The sequence below is a fragment of the Sutcliffiella rhizosphaerae genome (assembly GCF_917563925.1).
Classification (GTDB): Bacteria; Bacillota; Bacilli; order Bacillales; family Bacillaceae_I; genus Sutcliffiella_A; species Sutcliffiella_A rhizosphaerae.
Window position 1 is genome coordinate 68,347 of the sequence record NZ_CAKJTJ010000005.1, and the last position, 18,368, is coordinate 86,714.

Here is an 18,368-nt window from a genome sequence, read left to right on the forward strand (position 1 = left end):
GACTGACAAGCGTTTGCGACTAGTCTAATTTAATGTAGTGTTTTTAAACCGAATATAAGCGAATCAGCTTGCAGTATGATTAATTGGAAACAATTCGGTTTTATTTTGTGATTGATTAAAGTATATCAGTACATAGCTTTCGGCAGCTTTGATAGTACCTGAGTCCATAAAGTAAGCATAATCAAAATGAACAGACTCTATCATTGTATGCTTATATAGTTCTTTTTCATTTAACTTTAGAGCCATAAACTCCTGGCCAAGTGAGTTTGGATCCTGTAATATCTGCTTGTAAAGGTCTGTTCGTATATTCTTGGCTAGTCTGTCTTCCCACCATGGTTTACGCGGTTTGAATTTTTGATGACGAAGATAATCATACTTCATTAAGCTTTCAATTACAGTTAATGTGTCTTGATCCTCATTTTTCAAAAATGCATATAGTCGCTTGTAAAGATCTTCTAATTGATGCCCGATTCTGGACCAGCCTTCCTTGTCCCAAAAAGATCCGAAATTCTGAAAGAAATCAAAGGGAGTTTCAAATACTTTTGTGACAAGATGCTCCACCGTCGTATCCATTCTGTGATCATTCCAATACTTTTCTAGGACATCTTCTACTTGTTTAATTCGGATAATATCATCAAAGCTTAATACATTATTGCCTAATATCTCATATGGGGCATGATCCATATAAACATATTGATGATCCTTAGATCTAATACGTAATCCTGTACCCCTCAACATCTTTAAAAAGCCCAGCTGAAGCTCTTCTGGCCGCATCGCAAATACATCATTAAAGGTTTTCTTGAAGGAATGATAATCTTCTTCTGGTAATCCTGCTATAAGATCAAGATGTTGATCAATTTTCCCTCCATCTTTCACCATTGTAACAGTCCGTGAAAGCTTAGAAAAATTTTGTTTTCTCATTACTAATTCATTAGTTGCGTCGTTGGTCGATTGTACCCCAATTTCAAAACGGAAGAGTCCTGCTGGAGCTTCTTTGTTTAGAAATTCAATTACTTCTGGGCGCATAATATCTGCTGTAATTTCAAACTGAAAAACAGTTCCTGGTAGATGTTCATCAATTAAAAAACGGAACATCTCCATGGCATAACTACGACTAATATTGAATGTTCGATCAACAAATTTAATCGTTTTAGCGCCATTTTCCATAAGAAAGCGGATGTCTTCTTTTACTTTTTCTCTGTCAAAGTATCTAACACCGACTTCAATAGAAGAAAGGCAAAATTGACAACTGAAAGGACATCCTCTACTCGTTTCAAAATAGGTAACCCTCTTAGAAAGTTGATTTACATCCTCATCAAAACGATAAGGGGAAGGTAATAGTTTTAAGTCGACTTTGTTTCTTTGGGGGGATATTTTCTTTTCTGCTCCCTCACGATAGGCAAGTCCACTTATAGAGGCAAAGTTTCTTTCACCCTCAATTTCTTTCAGTAGTTGTTTAAAGGTAATTTCCCCTTCACCAAGAACGATAAAATCTACATCATTTAAGCGATCTAGCCATTCGGAGACATCATAGGTAACCTCTGGTCCTCCTAATACAAGGATTAGTTTAGGATTTATCTTTTTCAGCATACTCATGACCTTAATTGTTTCTTCGATATTCCAAATATAGCAGCTGAAACCAATGACATCAGCTTTTCTTTGTATGAGATCCGCAACAATATTCATGACAGGATCTTTTATAGTGTATTCAACCAATTCTATCGTGTATTCAGGATCTGCATAAGCTTTCAAATAACGGATGGCAAGGTTGGTATGGATGTATTTTGCATTTAGTGTTGTAGCAATTATTTTCATGGTTACCCCATCAAACTCCTATACTATTTTGTATAACTTAACTATTTTATCACAATTAGAGTTAGCAAGTAATAGTGAAATCGGGACTACTCCCTTGAACATCATTTTATCATTATCAACATTATCGCATTAAATATTACAAAATGATTTCTGAAATGACTTTTATATTGCGTTAAATGTTGAACAAAGGATTTATCCGAAGAAATGTAGAAGTTTAGTGGGATAGTTAATTGCCTGATTTGCCTACTAAATAATTGATAAGTGGGGGAAGATGAATGATCCAACATATGGTTAATGAAGAGACCAAAAAGTTGGAGCTGGAGGTAGAAACTCTAACCAACAAACTTCAACAATTGGAGAAAGAAAATAGATTTCTTCAACTTACATTTGAACATGCAAATGACGCCATCATTTTGTTTAATGAAGAACTCGAGTTCTTCCAGGTAAATCAAAAAGCATGTGAGCTTTTTGAATTATCTAAGGAAGAACTTTTAAAAAGGACCCTTTATGATTTTCTTGAATTAATGTCAAAGGAAGAAGTGGAATATCAAGAGGCTCAACTAGAAGAGTTGGGTGAATTGAATAATGAACTAATTGTACGTTTAGATAATGGGAAGATAAAGTTTGTGGAATATTCAACTGTTAGGAATCCAAATGAAATTGGGTTTGATATTTGTATCATTCGTGATATTACCCTTAAGAAACAATTGGAAAAGGAAACAAATAAGAATAAACAAATGTACCATGATGTAATAAATCGTGCAGTGGATGGAATCGTTGTATTTGATAAAGAAGGTTGTTTTATTGATGCGAATCCAGCTTTCTGTTCCAATTTTGCGATGCCAAAAATGGACCTTCTTCAAGCAAAATTGGATGATTTTGTGGAAGTTGATTATCAGAATAAAATGAAACAGATTTGGGATTTATTAGATAAGCATGGAAGAGTAAGAGGAGAGTTACCGGTTTATCTCCATAATGGAGAAAGGAAAAGATTTGAGGTTACTATAACTGCAAATATCTATGATGAGTATTACCTTGCAATAATGAGGGATGTAACTGAAAAAAGAGATATGGAGCTTCAATTACAAAATAGTGAAAGAAGATTTCGGGAAATGTTTCAACATGCATTGGATGCAATCGTACTTGTAGATAATAATGGAAAGATTATGCGTGCTAACCCTGCTGCAAGTAGAGCATTTGAACTACCACTAGATGAGTTGATCCAATCTAAACTAAGCCAGTTCGTTCCCAGGAACAATAAAAGGGTCTTTTCGATTGTAAAACAATTCGGAGCAAAAGGTGAAATAAGGGAAGAATTGGAATTTCATATGCCGAATGGACAAAAGAAGCTTCTCGAATTCACTGCAAATAAGGAAATTATTGATGGATTAAATATGATCATTTTTCGTAATGTTAGCGAACGTAGAAAAATGGAAAAGGATCTAAGAGAAAGCGAACAAAAATTCAGAAAAATATTTGATAACGCAATGGATGGAATCATTCTTTGGGACGATCATTGTCATATCATTGATGCAAATCCAAATGCTTGTAAAATATTAGGCTTTTTCAAGGAAGAATTAATTAACAATTCCTTAGCAGAATTCATTAATAATGATGTGCTTAATGATTTAAGAGTCCTTTGGAAAAATTATAATGATAGTGAAGAGTTGAGTGGGGAAATTTTGCTAAATAATGAAAATGGGATTCAAACCATCGAGTACTCAGCAAAGAAAAATGTAATTGAAGGACTCCATATGACCATTTTTAGGAATATTACTGAAAAGAGGGAAATGGAGGAGCAGTTAAAAAAATCAGATACCTTGACTGTTGTAGGCGAATTGGCGGCTGGGATTGCGCATGAAATTAGAAATCCAATGACAGCTTTAAAAGGATTTATTCAGCTTCTTCAAAACAGTTTGAATGAAAATCAGTATGACACATATTTTGACGTTATCACTTCTGAATTAAAAAGAATTGAATCCATTATTACGGAATTCCTTGTGTTGGCAAAGCCTCAAGCAATTTCTTATCAAAGAAAGAATGCAAGTGTCATAATGAAAGAGACACTAGATCTACTAAGTGCACAGGCTTCATTAGAAAACGTTCAGTTTGCAAGCTATTTTGAAGAGGGAGTACCTGATATATACTGTGAACCAAATCAATTAAAACAAGTTTTTATAAATATATTAAAAAATGCTATTGAGGTAATGCCAAAAGGAGGTACAGTCTCGATAGCCCTTCAAAGGGTTGAGGGACAAGAAATACTTATATCGATAAAAGATGAAGGAATTGGTATTCCAGAAGATAAGCTGAAGAAGCTCGGTGAACCATTCTATACAACAAAGGAACGTGGCACGGGATTAGGGCTTATGGTAAGCTATAAAATAGTGGAAGAACATAATGGAACGATTGAAGTTATTAGTGAAGTTGGAGTTGGAACGACATTTCATATTAAGCTTCCTATTGGTTCTCCAACCAGTCATTGATAGTAAACTCATTTTCATTTTTTGTGAATTTCTTAATGCTCGATATTGTCGTGCTCTTTTTCTGGTTTTAGTATAAGTAATCTGAATTATTAGTAGTGGAAAGTCCTAAACCAGGCTTTTTTCTGCATATTACCAACAAACAAACTTAAGAGAAGTGTCTAATTAAAAGAAGTGAGAGGAACACCTATGTTTTATTATGATTATTTTGAATCTCCCATAGGAACGCTCTATATAGTGTGTGAAGAGAATTATCTGGTGAAAATTGAGTTTGGAGATGATTTTCTAATTAATGCGCAACAACCATTCAAATACGATTCTTCACATGCCGTTTGTAGTATGGTAATTAATCAACTGAAAGAGTATTTTAATGGAAACCGTAAGTCTTTTGACGTTCCACTTCGATTTAACGGAACGGACTTTCAAATGCAAGTTTGGGAAGCATTAAATGGCATCACTTATGGAAAAGTAAAAAGCTATCAAGATATCGCTGTTGAAATAAACAGACCTCTTGCGGTTAGAGCAATTGGCCAGGCAAATAAAAGAAACCCTATCCCCATTATCATTCCATGTCACCGAGTTATCGGAAAAAATAAATCTCTCGTAGGCTATGCTGGAGATAAAATAGATATGAAAGAAAAATTGTTAACACTAGAAGGCTCATTAAATTAAAGAAAATATACACTGATATTTTTTCTTTATGTAAATGCAACTCCCATGTCATCATAGTGAAAGACGTGTAGACCCCTGCGGGAGGAAGGGACATGGGAAACCCCCACAGGGCGCAGCCCGGAGGTTCCCTGACCGCCCGCGGAAAGCGAAGCGTCTGCAATGAAAATCAACAGTTTAATGCAAACCTAAAAATAAATTGGGTTTGTCAATTGCCTGATACGATTGATAGCTTCAATCGTATTTTTTTTATGCTTTGGAATAGAAAGCTAGTATCATATATTATACTTTAATCATATTATTTACTAAGGTGAAAAAAGTTGCTCTTGCGCAAGAGTGGGAGGTCATTATATGGGGAAGACAAATAAACTTATTTTTTATGCGGAAGTTGTAAAAAAACTTCATATAATAAGCGACAAACAAAAAAATGAAATTTTGAAAAAGACAAACAAAAAAGGTTGAATTCCTCTTCCAGTTAGATTAGTATCTAATTAGATGTTTATCTAATTAGATTTGAGGTGATTATTTTTGCAGTTAGACAAGTTAGTGAACTTCTATAAAGTAATGGGAGATAAAACCCGAATAAAATTAATCGTTTTGCTAGCTTCAGGTCAATCTTTCAGTGGTCAGGACTTAGCAGATAAACTCGGAGTAAAACCTCCAACTATTTCCCATCACATATCAAAGCTAAAAGAAGTAAGTGCAGTCTATGAGAGAAGAGAAAAAAATACGGTGTATTATTATCTAAACGAGAAATCATTAAAGCAGCATAGCAATGGATTGTTTGACATATTAAATCGAGGTGTGAAAGGGGAGGTAACGATGAAACAGCATAAAGAAAAAGAGCAAATATTACAAAATTTCCTTACGAAAGAAGGAAAACTAAAAACCATTCCCGCCCAGCGCAAGAAAAAGTTGATTGTTTTTGAGCATATTCTGAACGGTCTTGAAATGGGGATTAAATATTCAGAGAAAGAAATAAATGAGCATATTAAACAATTCCATGAGGATTATTCAACAATCAGGAGAGAGTTTATTATTAATCATTATATGTATCGAGAAGCAGGCATTTATGAAATGAATCCTCAAGAAATGTGGTTGAAATAAACAAAGGTTTCGTCTAAGGAATAGACGAAACCTCGTTTTTCTTACTCAAATAAGGAAGGGATAGCTTCTTTATAGTTCTCGGTAATAATTCCTTGTTCGGTAATGATTGCGGTAATAAGATCATTAGGTGTTACATCAAATGCAGGATTGAATACAGCAATATCAGCTGGTGCAATTAAGTAATCCCCTATGTGTGTCACCTCATGTGAATTCCTTTCTTCTATTTCAATTTCACTACCAGTCTCTTTTGTGAGATCAAAAGTAGATAGAGGTGCAGCAACATAAAATGGAATCTGAAATGCTTTTGCTAATATTGCTAGACCATATGTCCCAATTTTATTAGCTGTGTCACCATTTGCAGTAATTCGATCAGCTCCTACAATGATGGCATCAATTTTTTTTGTCTGGATAGTGTGTGCAGCCATATTATCTGTTATGAGTGTCACGTCTACGCCTGCTTTCTGAAGTTCCCAAGCAGTAAGTCTCGCGCCTTGTAATACTGGTCGAGTTTCACTTGCGAAGACTTTTAATGGGAAATCTTGCTCCTTGGCAAGGTGAAAGGGTGCTAATGCTGTCCCATATTTTGCAGTAGCAATAGAACCAGCATTGCATATCGTCAAGATGCTATCATTTTTTTGAAATAGAGAAAGTGCATGCTCTCCAATTTGCCTGCAAGTAGCTTCATCCTCCAACTGTATTTGAATTGCTTCATGGATAAGATCGGTTTTTGCTTCATTAACAGTTGAAGCGTTTGTTGCAGTACGTAATAAACGGTCAATTGCCCAAAATAAATTTACTGCAGTTGGTCTTGAAGTGGCTAAATAATCCCTGTCTTTTTTTAAACGTTGCAAAAAGTCACTTACATTTTCTGTTTCATACGACCTAGCAGCAAGGGCAAGCCCGTATGCCGCAGTAATTCCGATTGCAGGTGCGCCTCTTACTTTGAGAGAGGATATCGCATCATGAACTTCCTCTATCGTAAATAAATCTAAAAAAACGGTTTCTTGAGGTAATTTTTGTTGATTTAATAGTTTAATATAATTATCCTTCCACTCTACAGAAAGTGGGAGGAGAGTACTCAATGTCATTTTTTAATCCTTCTCCTTTAACACTTGTTCAAGCAATTTCTCTATGTCGGTTGTTGACTGGATTTCTTCAGCTTTCAGGATAAGCTTTTTGCCTAAGGAAAGCGCTTTTTGTTTTATGAAAATCCTTTCTTCATCAGGAAAAATGGAGTCGAGATCTGCAACGTGAGAAAGACCGATCGTGCGGCGTATTATTTCACAACCAGCAAATCCAATTGCAGATTTAAAGGTTTCAGAAAACACATGTTCAATGTATCCGGGAGTTTTCGTAAATGCTTCCACACTATGGTTGTTCCAAAGCTGGGTAAATGTTTTAACGAAACTATCCCAAGCTTGATGAAGGTGATTGGTTACCATCTTTCTATTTTCAGAAGTTCTGGTTAATGATTGAAATAGAATATTAGCAAAAAATTGTCCAATATCAAATCCAATTGGTCCAAAAAAGGCAAATTCAGGATCAATTACTTTAGTATCAATCTCATTTGCAAATATACTTCCAGTATGCAGATCCCCGTGTAATAATGCTTCGCCATTTGTTAAGAATTTCAATTTAAGTTTAGCAACTTCTCGCTTTAGTGTCTGATCAGCCCAGAGATCTTCGATTGAGCTTAATAACTCTGGCTCAAAATCATTCGTCTCACTATCGAAGAAGGGATCAGTAAATACTAAATCCTCCGTGATTTTACAAAGTTCAGGATTAACAAATAATTGTTGCAGTTTCTTCTTTTCTTGTTGATTTAGTCCAAAGTCTGATGTGAAAAATAAAGTTTTAGCAAGATACTCACCTATATGCAACGAAAGGAGAGGATAATCTTTGCCTTTAATAAAACCTGATCTAGCAATTTCTAAATGTGATAAATCTTCCATTATGGTTATCGCAAGTGCTTCGTTTGTATAGTAAACCTTAGGTACAAGATTTGGAACAAGCGATGCAGCTTTCTTTAAATAGTTTCCTTCAATCGTGGCACGATGAAGTGTAAGGGGCCAGCTTTCTCCAACCACCTTTGCATATGGTAGTGCCTGTTTAATAATAATACCAGTATTATTTTCATCGACAATATGAAAAACAAGGTTAAGGTTACCGTCACCAATTTCATGACAAGAGAGTAAAGACCCTTCCTTGAAAAAATTTAGCTCTTTTGCAAGTTTGATGGCTGTACTTTCTGTGAGTGGTTCATATGCTCCCTTAGTTGTAACAGTCATAATTATTCCCCCATAAAAATTAGTCTATCATTTCGATTATCAGGGGCAATTTACATAATAAAAGCCCCTTTCCATAAGAAAGAGGCTTGAAGCGTACACTTCTCCCCTCTTATCTGCCAGAAATAATTTCTGCTGGAATTAGCACCGTGCCTTGTGAACAAATAATGTTCGGCGTTATTGTATATGTAACGCCCTGTCTCACAACAGTATTACGGTCGGTTGCTGGGTTTCATCGGGCCAAATCCCTCCACCTGCTCTTGATAAGAGATCGCAATATATTATTACGATAAGTATGTAATTATTAGAAAATTATTACTTGTTGTAGATAATAACAAGGCTAACGGAAAAAAGTCAACCCTTTTTTAAAAGGACTCATTTTTATCTTGTGAATTATGAATATTAGAGTATACAGAAGAAAAATAGTTATATATGAATATTTTGGATAAAACCTTGAAAAAATACTGGTCACCTGTTATTATTAAACTATTATTTTTGTTCGTGAATATGGAAAGTCAGAAACAAGTTTTCGTCTTGAAATGTTTAAAGGAGCAAGAATAGTAATATTTACGTGGGTCAACCACAAGGAGGAACAAACATGTTACAAGGTAAAGTAAAATGGTTTAATGCAGAAAAAGGTTTTGGATTTATCGAAGTTGAAGGTCAAGACGATGTATTCGTACACTTCTCCGCAATCCAAGGCGACGGTTTCAAATCTTTAGATGAAGGTCAAGAAGTATCTTTCGAAATCGTTGAAGGTGCTCGTGGACCACAAGCTGCTAACGTTACAAAATAATGCTAGCCTAATAGAAAAGGATCCTTTTTAAGGGTCCTTTTTGTTTTTTGAAAACTATGGTTAAAATCCTTTTCAAACAAAAAAAGATTGTACTGGAAGTAGTATTCCAGTTCCAATCTTCTCATATCCTCAATAATATTGAGGTCGTCTATCTTCAAAAATAGGAATTTTCTTTCTCACTTCATCTACTTTCGCCAAATCAACAGTCGCAGTAATTATTTCTTCTCCAACACCAGCTTCCGCTAGTACTTCTCCCCAAGGATTAATAATCATAGAATGCCCTGCAAAAGCGTTATTGGGGTCAGCACCAGAACGATTACAAGCAATAACAAAACATTGATTTTCAATGGCGCGGGCGATTAAAAGAGTTCTCCAATGTTCTACTCTGGCAAGCGGCCATTCCGCAACAACAAAAATCGCTTTTGCATCTTTTGTAGTATGGGCACGAATCCATTCAGGAAATCTAATATCATAGCAGATAAAGCCTGCACAATGTTCACCGTCTAGTTGAAACATACCATCCGTTTTTCCTGGTTGTAAATAGTGATGTTCATCCATTAAGCGGAATAAATGGAGTTTACTATATTCTCCTACGACTTCTCCATCGTTATTTACAGTTAACATTGTATTATAGATGCCTTTATTCGTCTTTTTGGCAATGGAACCTCCAACAATATGTACACCTAATTCCTTTGCAGCTGACTTAAGAAGTTTCGTGGTTACAAATCCACCAGAATCTGCAATTTTGTTAAGTCTTTCTAAATCATATCCTGTAGACCATAGCTCTGGAAGGACAATAATATCAGGTTTTTCTTCGCCTGCCACTTTTAGTAATTTATAAACTTTATCGATATTCGCTTCTGGATTACCGAAAGCGATATCAAATTGAATACAAGCTATTTTCCAATTCAAGGATAATCCCTCCATACAAAAAAGTACTTTACAAGTTGTACCTAACACTATATGATTTGTGACTAGGATTTCAAGAAATATTTGAAGAAGGTGGACTAAATGAAGAATTTTCAACAATCTGAACTTTTAAATTCTCTTCCGACCCAGTTTTTTGCTACACTGGTGGAAAAAGTGGGAAAGGTTGTCGCACAAGGTCATGATGTCATCAATCTTGGTCAAGGGAACCCTGATCAACCAACTCCAGAGCACATCATAAAATCCCTACAGGAAGCTGCTACTAAAGCTTCACATCATAAATATTCTCCATTTCGGGGTCATGACTTTTTCAAAGAAGCAATAGCCACTTTTTATAAACGAGAGTATGATGTAGATGTAGATCCAAAAAGTGAAGTCGCTATACTTTTTGGAGGAAAAGCAGGGCTTGTTGAAATCCCTCAATGCCTATTAAATGAAGGTGACACTGTGTTAGTTCCTGACCCAGGTTACCCAGACTATTGGTCTGGAGTTACCTTGGCAAAGGCAAAGATGGAATATATGCCTTTAAAAGAATTATATCATTTTTTACCAAATTATAAAGACATAGATTCCACCATACTTGAAAAAGCAAAATTAATGTTTCTGAATTATCCAAATAACCCTACAGGCGCAGTTGCTACAAATTCATTTTTTCATGAAACTGTCGAGCTGGCAAACCATCACGATATTTGTGTTGTACATGATTTTGCATATGGAGGAATTGGCTTTGATGGGAAAAAGCCAATAAGCTTCCTTCAAACTGCTGGTGCAAAAGACGTTGGTATTGAAATATATACACTCTCTAAAACCTATAACATGGCAGGATGGAGAGTTGGATTTGCAGTAGGAAATAAAAGTGTAATTAAAGCAATAAACTTGTTGCAAGACCATATGTATGTAAGCATTTTCGGTGCGATCCAAGAGGCAGCTGCAACTGCACTATTAGATTCGCAAGAGTGTGTAGAAAATTTAGTAAAATTGTATGAGGAAAGAAGAAATGTATTGGTGGAAGGACTAAGCAACATCGGTTGGGAAGTAACAGCACCAAAAGGTTCTTTCTTCGCTTGGTTGAAAGTCCCAAAAGGCTTCACATCTGAAGCGTTTGCCGATAAATTGCTCCAAGAAGCACATGTAGTAGTCGCACCTGGGATTGGTTTTGGACAGAGTGGTGAAGGCTATGTGCGAGTGGGGCTACTAACAGAAACAGAAAGATTGCAAGAAGCAGTCAGAAGAATTCGAGAGTTGAATATTTTCTAACATTACTATTGACATCAATTGAAAATGATGGCATAATCTCAACTAGATTTTAATAAAAGCTGTATAAGGTAACTTTATTGCGTATGCGATTTTTACACAAAGAATAAGTATGTAGCGAAGTATGAGTTGCAACAATTTTAAAACTAAATGTAAACTAATTTAATCTTATCAAGAGCAGGTGGAGGGACTAGCCCGATGAAACCCGGCAACCGACTTATTATTAAGCACGGTGCTAAATCTTGCAGCAGTAGGCTGATAGATAAGAGGATGTTATTAATACTAACCTCTTCTTAGCCGAAGAGGTTTTTTGTGTGGTAATTTTCGCAAGAGTTTCTAAATTTCGCAGAATCAAGATCGCGTAGAAGCAAAGTATCTATTAATCATCGTGAAAGACTAGATAGAAAGGGTGCACATAATGGCAGAGGTATTGGCAACATATTTAGTGCATGATAAAAAAGGCAATCTTGAAAAAAAGGCAGAGGCTATTGCACTTGGTCTTACTGTTGGTTCATGGACGGATTTACCACAACTCGAAAAAGAACAATTAAAAAAACATAAAGGCAGAGTGGTACGAGTTGAAGAATTCTCTGCAAGTGCAAGAGTGGATAGCTACTTAGAACATAAAGTAACGAGAGGTCTCATACAGATAGCATATCCTGCTTTGAATTTTTCAAATGATTTTCCAGCAATCTTAACGACTGTATTTGGAAAATTGTCACTAGATGGAGAAATCAAACTTCTGGATTTAACGTTCGATGAACAACTGAAAAAGCACTACCCTGGGCCGAAATTTGGGATTGAAGGGCTCAGAAAATTGACAGGTGTTTATGACCGACCATTTGTAATGAGTATTTTCAAGGGAATAATTGGTAAGGATTTAACATACTTGTCCGATCAATTAAAAGAGCAAGCAAGAGGGACAGTCGATTTTATTAAGGATGATGAAATTCTTTTTGAAAACGAACTAACACCTTTCGCAAAAAGAATTACTGAAGGTAAGAGGGTTTTAGAGGAAGTTTATGAAGAAACAGGTCATCGTGCAAGGTATGCGGTAAATCTGACTGGCCGTACTTTAGAATTAAAGGAAAAAGCTAAGCGAGCGGTAGACTTAGGAGCAGATGCATTATTATTTAATGCATTTGCCTATGGACTTGATACTCTACAAAGTTTAGCGGAAGATAATGACATAATGGTACCTATCATGGCTCATCCTGCAGTAAGTGGTGCCACAACACCTTCTGAATTTTATGGTATATCCAATGAACTTCTTCTAGGTAAACTACTTCGTTATGCAGGTGCAGATTTCTCGCTTTTTCCTTCCCCTTATGGAAGTGTCGCAATAGCAAAAGAACAGGCATTAGGAATTAGAGATGCTCTTACGGTTAATGACTCACATATCAAAAAGACTATTCCAGTTCCATCTGCAGGTATTTATCCTGGACTAGTTCCACTTTTGTATCAGGATTTTGGAAATGATGCCATTATCAATGCAGGTGGTGGGGTGCATGGTCATCAGTTCGGCCCTGCAGCTGGAGGAAAAGCATTCCGTCAGGCAGTTGATGCGGTACTTGCTGGCGAAACATTGGAAAATTACGGAGAAACTCATGAGGAATTAAAGGTAGCCCTTAAGCAATGGGGAAGCGTAGAGGTCGCAAAATGAGTGGGCGAATGATTTTTTGTGATTTCGATGGAACCATTACAAATAGTGATAATATTATCGCTATTATGAAAAAATATGCCCCAAAAGAGTGGGATGATATAAAAGACAAAGTTTTAGCACAAGAGATATCAATTAAGGAAGGCGTCGGCAAAATGTTTGCGCTACTGCCTTCATCTCAAAGAGAAGAAATAACAAATTTTATCGTTAATCATGCAGAAATTAGAAAAGGCTTTAAAGAGTTTGTAGCGTATACAAAGCAAGAACAAATACCTTTGTATATTGTTTCAGGTGGAATTGACTTTTTTGTCTATCCAATTCTTGAAAAATATATTGAAAAGAAAAATATTTACTGTAACGTTTCAGACTTCTCAAGTAAAACAATTTCCATTCTATGGCCACATGCTTGTGACCAGCACTGTGATAACGATTGTGGTTGTTGTAAACCAACTATCATCCGCAATCTAGCAGATTCCAAAACACATAAAATTGTCATTGGAGATTCCATTACAGACTTAGAAGCAGCAAAATTAGCTGATCAAGTAATAGCAAGGGATTATTTAATGGAAAAGTGTGAAGAACACTCTATATCCTTTGCTCCGTTTGAGACATTTTATGACGTGATAGAGATATTAAAAAAGAAGGTGGTGACAGTATGAGTCAATTGCTTAAAAGGTGGAATGAACTTGCAGAAGTAAAAGAGGAGTTAGCAAACAGAGATTGGTTTTTTGGAACAAGTGGAAATCTTTCTATTAAAGTCTCAAATGAGCCGTTACATTTCTTAGTATCTTCTAGTGGAAAGGATAAGCGCAAAAAAACAAATGAAGATTTCTTACTTGTTGATAAAAATGGAAAACAAGTGGAATCTACTTCATTAAAACCTTCTGCAGAAACGCTGCTTCACCAACAAGTTTACAATAAAACAAATGCAGGGTGTTCGTTACATATTCATACTGTTGATAATAATGTCATTTCTGAACTTTATGGTGATGCTGGAGAAATCGTTTTTAAAAGTCAGGAGATTATTAAAGCCTTCGGGATATGGGAAGAAGATGCAGAAATAAAGATTCCGATCATCTATAATTTTGCAGATATACCTTCTCTTGCTAATGAATTTTCCCATTATGTAAAAGAAGACACTGGGGCCGTTTTAATTAGAAATCACGGAATAACGGTATGGGGAAAAACAGCTTTTGATGCTAAGAAACATTTAGAGGCATGGGAGTTTTTATTTTCGTATCATTTAAAGTTACTAAGTGTAAAAAATGTACTTCGAACTCAAGCTGAAATATCAATTTAATGAATGAGGAGGAAATATGATGGCAGAAATCAGATTACACGAAACAGATGAAAGAATAAGTGGGAAAAAGCAGGTCGAGGAGTTTTTAAACAGAAATGAAGTTATTTATGAGAACTGGGATATTGCTAAATTACCTTCACATCTCACAGAAAATTATGCATTAACAGATGAAAATAAAACTGAAATTCTAGAGGTTTTCAAAGAAGAAATTGCTGCAATTTCTTTAAAAAGAGGCTACAAGGCTCAGGACGTTATCTCCTTATCAGAAACAACACCGAATCTAGAGCAGCTCCTACAAAATTTCAATAAGGAGCACCATCACACAGATGATGAAGTTCGCTTCATTGTAAGTGGCCACGGTATTTTTGTCATTCAAGGAAAAGATGGTTCCTTTTTTGATGTAGAACTTGAACCTGGTGATCTTATATCGGTTCCCCCAAATGTAAGGCATTACTTTACTTTGATGTCTGACCGTAAAGTGGTTGCTGTCCGAATCTTTGTGACAACAGAAGGCTGGGTGCCAATTTACGATAAAGAAGAAGTGAATAACTAATAAAAAGGTGATTTTCTTAAATGGAAATCACCTCAGTGTGAAGACAAAGGTACTTTTTCTTAAAGTTAATGCAATTCCCATGTTGATCGTAGTGAAAGACGCGAAGACTCCTGCGGGAGGAAGGGACATGGGAAACCCCACAGGACGCAGTCCGAGGAGGTTCCCGGACCGCCCGCGGAAAGCGAAGCGTCTGTAACGAAGATCAACAGTTCAATGCAAAGACTAAAAAAATGGGTTTGTCAACAGTCTGAGGTGATTTCCTTAAATGGAAATCACCTTTTTATGTTAATCAACCATGACTACAAAATGGAAGTTGAGGGAATATAATGATAGTCAATTAAAGACACGTAGGGAGGGAATGGAATGGACCAAGTCGTCATTATAGGTGGAGTAGCAGGAGGGATGAGTGCTGCAGCCAAACTTAGAAGACTGGATAAAAAGGTCAAAATTTTAGTTTTTGAGAAAGATTCGTATATATCTTACGGTGCATGTGGTCTTCCTTACTACATAGCTGGAGTAACAAAATCTCACCAAGATTTACTTGCAAGAACAAAAGAAGACTTTGAAAAAAGTAACATCCATGTGCATATTCACCATGATGTCACTAGGATAGATCCCAATCAAAAAATTATATATGTAACGGACCTTCAAACTGGACATCAGAAAACGGTCAAGTATGATAAATTGTTAATTGCAACAGGAGCAAAACCGATAATTCCCCCATTTGTACCAAAAGAAGTAAAAAATGTTCATACCTTAAAGTCAATGGATGACGGGATAAACATGAGAGAATTCTTTCAAGATGAGGAAATAAAAAAAGTAGGAATTATAGGTGCAGGATATATCGGTATGGAATTGGTAGAGTCTATGATAGCTTTAAAAAAGGAAGTTTGTGTAATTGAGCTCCAGGATCAGATTCTACCCAATTATGATAAGGATATGGTAGATGTATTAGCAGATTCTCTAAATGACAGAGTTACAATTAGCACAGGGGAAAAAGTAAAAGAGCTAAGAGTCCAAGATAAATCAGTAACACATATCATTACAGATCGAACTAGTTATGATGTAGATGCTGTGATTGTAAATATAGGAAATAAACCGAATACAGAATTTATCAAAGAATTAGGAATAAACATGCTAGATAATGGAGCAATTATTGTTAACTCACAACAGCAAACGAGCATTGCTGATATTTATGCTGCAGGAGATTGCGCGACAAGTCATCATTTAATTTTGAATAAGCAAGTCAATATAGCACTAGGAACAACTGCAAATAAACATGGTCGCATTGCTGCTTCAAATATGGCTGGAATTTCAACGAATTTTCCGGGAATTGTAGGTACAAATGTCGTTAAAGTGCTAGATTGGACTGTGGGTATGACTGGAATTACAGAAAAACAGGCAAAAGAAGAAAACGTAGAATATGACACAGTAGTGGTAAAAACGAATAATCACGCTGCCCACTACCCTGAAACAGAAAAAATTGTCATCAAGCTTGTGTATGAAAAGAATTCCAAAATTCTATTAGGTGCTCAAATGCTGAGCAAGGATGATTCGATTGCAAAACGTCTCGATGTGTTTGTGGTGGCGATAACAAATAAAATGACAACAACCCAAATTGGAATGCTTGACCTAAGTTATGCACCTCCCTATGCAACTGTTTGGGATGCAGTACAAATAGCAGCAAATGCAGCTAAATAATAATTTATTGCAATATTATGAATTTTCTTTATCCGGTAAAACAGTTATACTAATGGTATGGTAGTTCTACTACAAAAAAAGAGAGTAGTTAACGAAGGAGTGGGATATGCATGAAGGTGCGTTATAATTTTGTTGATAAAAAGGATGTACAGTATTGTGAACCAAGTTACACCGTAAAGCAAGCATATGAAAAAATAAAAGATTCAGGTTATCGTTGTATTCCAGTCTTGTCTAACGACGGGCGGAATTTTATTGGATTAGTATATAAAGTTCATTTACTTGATCATCTGTACGAAGGAAAAGGTAGCGAAGAAGATCCCGTTGAAGTATTGATTCAAAACGAGGATGCTTTCATATTTGAGGAAGAGTCATTTTTCAAAGCCTTTTTTACAATTAAACGATTACCTTTTATAGCTGTGATAAATGATGAAAATGAGTTTTTAGGGATATTAACACATGCAAATGTAATGGATGTATTAGCAGATTCATTCGGTATGACAACTGGTGGTTATACGTTGACAATTGCCACAATTGAGCACAAAGGTGCGATTAAGGATTTAGTTTCCATGTTAAAAGATATCAATATTGATGGAATGCTGACACTTGATAATGGAGAGAAATATTTGAGGCGTATTATTGTGAATCTTCCTGCTGAACTATCGAAAGAGAAATTAGATAAACTTGTAAAAAAGCTTGGAGAAAAAGAATTCCGAGTTACACATGTCGATCAAATAGATGTAGAAAAATAATAAACTGTGTAAGGAAAAATTGTTCTTTCAACAAAAAAGGGGCAGACTCCTTTAGAAACAGCTGTTATCTTGAGCCTCCATTAATTTCACTAGGGAGGCTCAAGACAAATGGAAAAAAATTAGTTATTAGGCAACAATTCTTTTTCAATCAATAAATTTGATAAAGTCACTATTTCAGCACGCTTTTGAAGTATAGGGATATATTCCTTTAAAACGTTAGCGGTTTTATCTCCTGCAATTCCAACATGACCAATGGCAATAATAGAGTCATCCACTTCCGTTTTTTTTATAAGTTGGTTAGTTTGTTTCACAATATGATTGGTTGTCATTATTTCATCGAAAAACAACTCATTTTCTAAATAAGGGACACCTAATTCGGCAGCAGTTTCGGAGACAACACTTTTATGTGAAGTCTTGCTGTCTAGAAAATAGAGGTTCCGTTCTTTACAGACTCCAAGGATAATCCTCATTATATGTTTATTGGCTGTTATTTTTGAACCCATATGGTTGTTAATTCCTACTGCAAATGGGACGGAATCAATAGCCTCGTTTACTCTTTTATATATTTCCTCATCGGTTAGTGTTGAAGTAATGGCACCAGGTCCTAGCCAACTACTCTTTCCTTTAAGGGGTTCCATTGGTAAATGGAGAATAACCTCATGTCCCAGTTTATGAGCCAATTCAGCGTCATTTTTTGTACTTGGCAGAAAAGGCATCACAGCAACTGTCAAATTTACGGGAAGATACAGTATTTCTTCAGTCCCTTTCATGTTATTACCAAGATCATCAATGACAATGGCCACTTTATTATTGATTTGTTTTTCGGCATGGGTAGCTTGTACAGGGAAATTAAAAATGGAAATACAAGCAAGACAACAAAAAATAAATCTCAATAGTACACCTCCCGCTCTAATTTTTGTATTCGACAATTTCTGCTACGCTTTTTTTATCTCTAGAATCTTGCCCCTATTTTTTACATAAACATGAATATTAATTCTATGAAAAAAATGTCTAACTTTGCGATTCTATTTACAATTATAGAAAATATTGTAATAATTCAAAGTGGACA

16 protein-coding genes and 2 riboswitches are annotated in these 18,368 nt (G+C 35.6%); of the genes, 11 read left to right on the forward strand and 5 right to left on the reverse strand.

The genetic code is table 11. The annotated features are described in order from the left end of the window. Positions 1 to 63: 63 nt before the first annotated feature. On the reverse strand, positions 64 to 1,815 hold the full coding sequence (locus LRP81_RS06555) for a B12-binding domain-containing radical SAM protein (RefSeq protein WP_230500460.1): 1,752 nt from the start codon (positions 1,813 to 1,815) through the stop codon (positions 64 to 66). Between the two features lie 275 nt (positions 1,816 to 2,090). Here LRP81_RS06555 and LRP81_RS06560 point away from each other — a divergent pair, with 275 nt between their 5' ends. The 3 genes from LRP81_RS06560 to LRP81_RS06570 all read left to right on the forward strand — a co-directional run bounded on the left by LRP81_RS06560 (position 2,091) and on the right by LRP81_RS06570 (position 6,074). Then, positions 2,091 to 4,301, forward strand: a complete 2,211-nt coding sequence (locus tag LRP81_RS06560) for a PAS domain-containing sensor histidine kinase (RefSeq protein ID WP_230500461.1) — start codon at positions 2,091 to 2,093, stop codon at positions 4,299 to 4,301. A gap of 186 nt (positions 4,302 to 4,487) precedes the next feature. Then, a complete protein-coding gene (locus tag LRP81_RS06565) occupies positions 4,488 to 4,970 on the forward strand; it encodes a methylated-DNA--[protein]-cysteine S-methyltransferase (RefSeq protein WP_230500462.1) in 483 nt (160 codons plus the stop codon). 525 nt (positions 4,971 to 5,495) lie between these two features. Then, a complete protein-coding gene (locus tag LRP81_RS06570; protein WP_230500463.1) occupies positions 5,496 to 6,074 on the forward strand; it encodes a DUF2087 domain-containing protein in 579 nt (192 codons plus the stop codon). Between the two features lie 41 nt (positions 6,075 to 6,115). Here the strand turns inward: LRP81_RS06570 and mtnA are convergent, their stop codons facing one another. Continuing rightward, complete coding sequence (gene mtnA, locus LRP81_RS06575; protein ID WP_230500464.1) at positions 6,116 to 7,162, reverse strand: S-methyl-5-thioribose-1-phosphate isomerase; 1,047 nt, start codon at positions 7,160 to 7,162, stop codon at positions 6,116 to 6,118. A gap of 3 nt (positions 7,163 to 7,165) precedes the next feature. Then, positions 7,166 to 8,362: an S-methyl-5-thioribose kinase gene (gene mtnK / locus LRP81_RS06580; protein ID WP_230500465.1), complete on the reverse strand. Its 1,197-nt coding sequence runs from the start codon at positions 8,360 to 8,362 to the stop codon at positions 7,166 to 7,168. 106 nt (positions 8,363 to 8,468) lie between these two features. Next, a riboswitch (SAM riboswitch) is annotated at positions 8,469 to 8,629 on the reverse strand. Positions 8,630 to 8,957: 328 nt separating this feature from the next. Here mtnK and cspD point away from each other — a divergent pair. Further along, positions 8,958 to 9,155, forward strand: a complete 198-nt coding sequence (gene cspD / locus LRP81_RS06585) for a cold-shock protein CspD (RefSeq protein WP_230500466.1) — start codon at positions 8,958 to 8,960, stop codon at positions 9,153 to 9,155. A 129-nt stretch (positions 9,156 to 9,284) separates the two neighbouring features. Here the strand turns inward: cspD and LRP81_RS06590 are convergent, their stop codons facing one another. After that, positions 9,285 to 10,082: a carbon-nitrogen family hydrolase gene (locus LRP81_RS06590; protein WP_230500600.1), complete on the reverse strand. Its 798-nt coding sequence runs from the start codon at positions 10,080 to 10,082 to the stop codon at positions 9,285 to 9,287. 84 nt (positions 10,083 to 10,166) lie between these two features. On the opposite strand from LRP81_RS06590, the gene LRP81_RS06595 reads away from it, so the two are divergent. The 7 genes from LRP81_RS06595 to cbpA all read left to right on the forward strand — a co-directional run bounded on the left by LRP81_RS06595 (position 10,167) and on the right by cbpA (position 17,299). Further along, positions 10,167 to 11,339, forward strand: coding sequence for a pyridoxal phosphate-dependent aminotransferase (locus LRP81_RS06595; protein WP_230500467.1), 1,173 nt, complete (start codon positions 10,167 to 10,169; stop codon positions 11,337 to 11,339). Positions 11,340 to 11,501: 162 nt separating this feature from the next. After that, positions 11,502 to 11,605, forward strand: a riboswitch (SAM riboswitch). A gap of 149 nt (positions 11,606 to 11,754) precedes the next feature. Next, complete coding sequence (gene mtnW, locus LRP81_RS06600; RefSeq protein WP_230500468.1) at positions 11,755 to 12,999, forward strand: 2,3-diketo-5-methylthiopentyl-1-phosphate enolase; 1,245 nt, start codon at positions 11,755 to 11,757, stop codon at positions 12,997 to 12,999. Next, positions 12,996 to 13,655: a 2-hydroxy-3-keto-5-methylthiopentenyl-1-phosphate phosphatase gene (locus tag LRP81_RS06605; protein ID WP_230500469.1), complete on the forward strand. Its 660-nt coding sequence runs from the start codon at positions 12,996 to 12,998 to the stop codon at positions 13,653 to 13,655. Before mtnW ends, LRP81_RS06605 begins: the two co-directional genes overlap by 4 nt. Next, complete coding sequence (locus LRP81_RS06610) at positions 13,652 to 14,296, forward strand: methylthioribulose 1-phosphate dehydratase (RefSeq protein ID WP_230500470.1); 645 nt, start codon at positions 13,652 to 13,654, stop codon at positions 14,294 to 14,296. The genes LRP81_RS06605 and LRP81_RS06610 overlap by 4 nt, the downstream gene beginning before the upstream one ends. A 19-nt stretch (positions 14,297 to 14,315) precedes the next feature. Continuing rightward, positions 14,316 to 14,849 (forward strand): 1,2-dihydroxy-3-keto-5-methylthiopentene dioxygenase, encoded by a 534-nt coding sequence (locus LRP81_RS06615; protein WP_230500471.1) that lies wholly within the window; start codon positions 14,316 to 14,318, stop codon positions 14,847 to 14,849. Between the two features lie 363 nt (positions 14,850 to 15,212). After that, positions 15,213 to 16,550, forward strand: coding sequence for a CoA-disulfide reductase (locus LRP81_RS06620; protein ID WP_230500472.1), 1,338 nt, complete (start codon positions 15,213 to 15,215; stop codon positions 16,548 to 16,550). Between the two features lie 110 nt (positions 16,551 to 16,660). Then, on the forward strand, positions 16,661 to 17,299 hold the full coding sequence (cbpA, locus tag LRP81_RS06625; protein ID WP_230500473.1) for a cyclic di-AMP binding protein CbpA: 639 nt from the start codon (positions 16,661 to 16,663) through the stop codon (positions 17,297 to 17,299). A 119-nt stretch (positions 17,300 to 17,418) separates the two neighbouring features. On the opposite strand, the gene LRP81_RS06630 is transcribed toward cbpA, so the two are convergent. After that, complete coding sequence (locus tag LRP81_RS06630) at positions 17,419 to 18,162, reverse strand: divergent polysaccharide deacetylase family protein (protein ID WP_230500601.1); 744 nt, start codon at positions 18,160 to 18,162, stop codon at positions 17,419 to 17,421. Positions 18,163 to 18,368 lie beyond the last annotated feature (206 nt).

Bases quoted from the DNA above. Each gene is read 5' to 3' on its own strand.
- LRP81_RS06555 (WP_230500460.1), bottom strand. From the start codon at position 1,815: ATGAAAATAATTGCTACAACACTAAATGCAAAATACATCCATACCAAC.
- LRP81_RS06560 (WP_230500461.1), top strand. From the start codon at position 2,091: ATGATCCAACATATGGTTAATGAAGAGACCAAAAAGTTGGAGCTGGAG.
- LRP81_RS06565 (WP_230500462.1), top strand. From the start codon at position 4,488: ATGTTTTATTATGATTATTTTGAATCTCCCATAGGAACGCTCTATATA.
- mtnA (WP_230500464.1), bottom strand. From the start codon at position 7,162: ATGACATTGAGTACTCTCCTCCCACTTTCTGTAGAGTGGAAGGATAAT.
- mtnK (WP_230500465.1), bottom strand. From the start codon at position 8,362: ATGACTGTTACAACTAAGGGAGCATATGAACCACTCACAGAAAGTACA.
- cspD (WP_230500466.1), top strand. From the start codon at position 8,958: ATGTTACAAGGTAAAGTAAAATGGTTTAATGCAGAAAAAGGTTTTGGA.
- LRP81_RS06590 (WP_230500600.1), bottom strand. From the start codon at position 10,082: ATGGAGGGATTATCCTTGAATTGGAAAATAGCTTGTATTCAATTTGAT.
- LRP81_RS06595 (WP_230500467.1), top strand. From the start codon at position 10,167: ATGAAGAATTTTCAACAATCTGAACTTTTAAATTCTCTTCCGACCCAG.
- mtnW (WP_230500468.1), top strand. From the start codon at position 11,755: ATGGCAGAGGTATTGGCAACATATTTAGTGCATGATAAAAAAGGCAAT.
- LRP81_RS06605 (WP_230500469.1), top strand. From the start codon at position 12,996: ATGAGTGGGCGAATGATTTTTTGTGATTTCGATGGAACCATTACAAAT.
- LRP81_RS06610 (WP_230500470.1), top strand. From the start codon at position 13,652: ATGAGTCAATTGCTTAAAAGGTGGAATGAACTTGCAGAAGTAAAAGAG.
- LRP81_RS06615 (WP_230500471.1), top strand. From the start codon at position 14,316: ATGGCAGAAATCAGATTACACGAAACAGATGAAAGAATAAGTGGGAAA.
- LRP81_RS06620 (WP_230500472.1), top strand. From the start codon at position 15,213: ATGGACCAAGTCGTCATTATAGGTGGAGTAGCAGGAGGGATGAGTGCT.
- cbpA (WP_230500473.1), top strand. From the start codon at position 16,661: ATGAAGGTGCGTTATAATTTTGTTGATAAAAAGGATGTACAGTATTGT.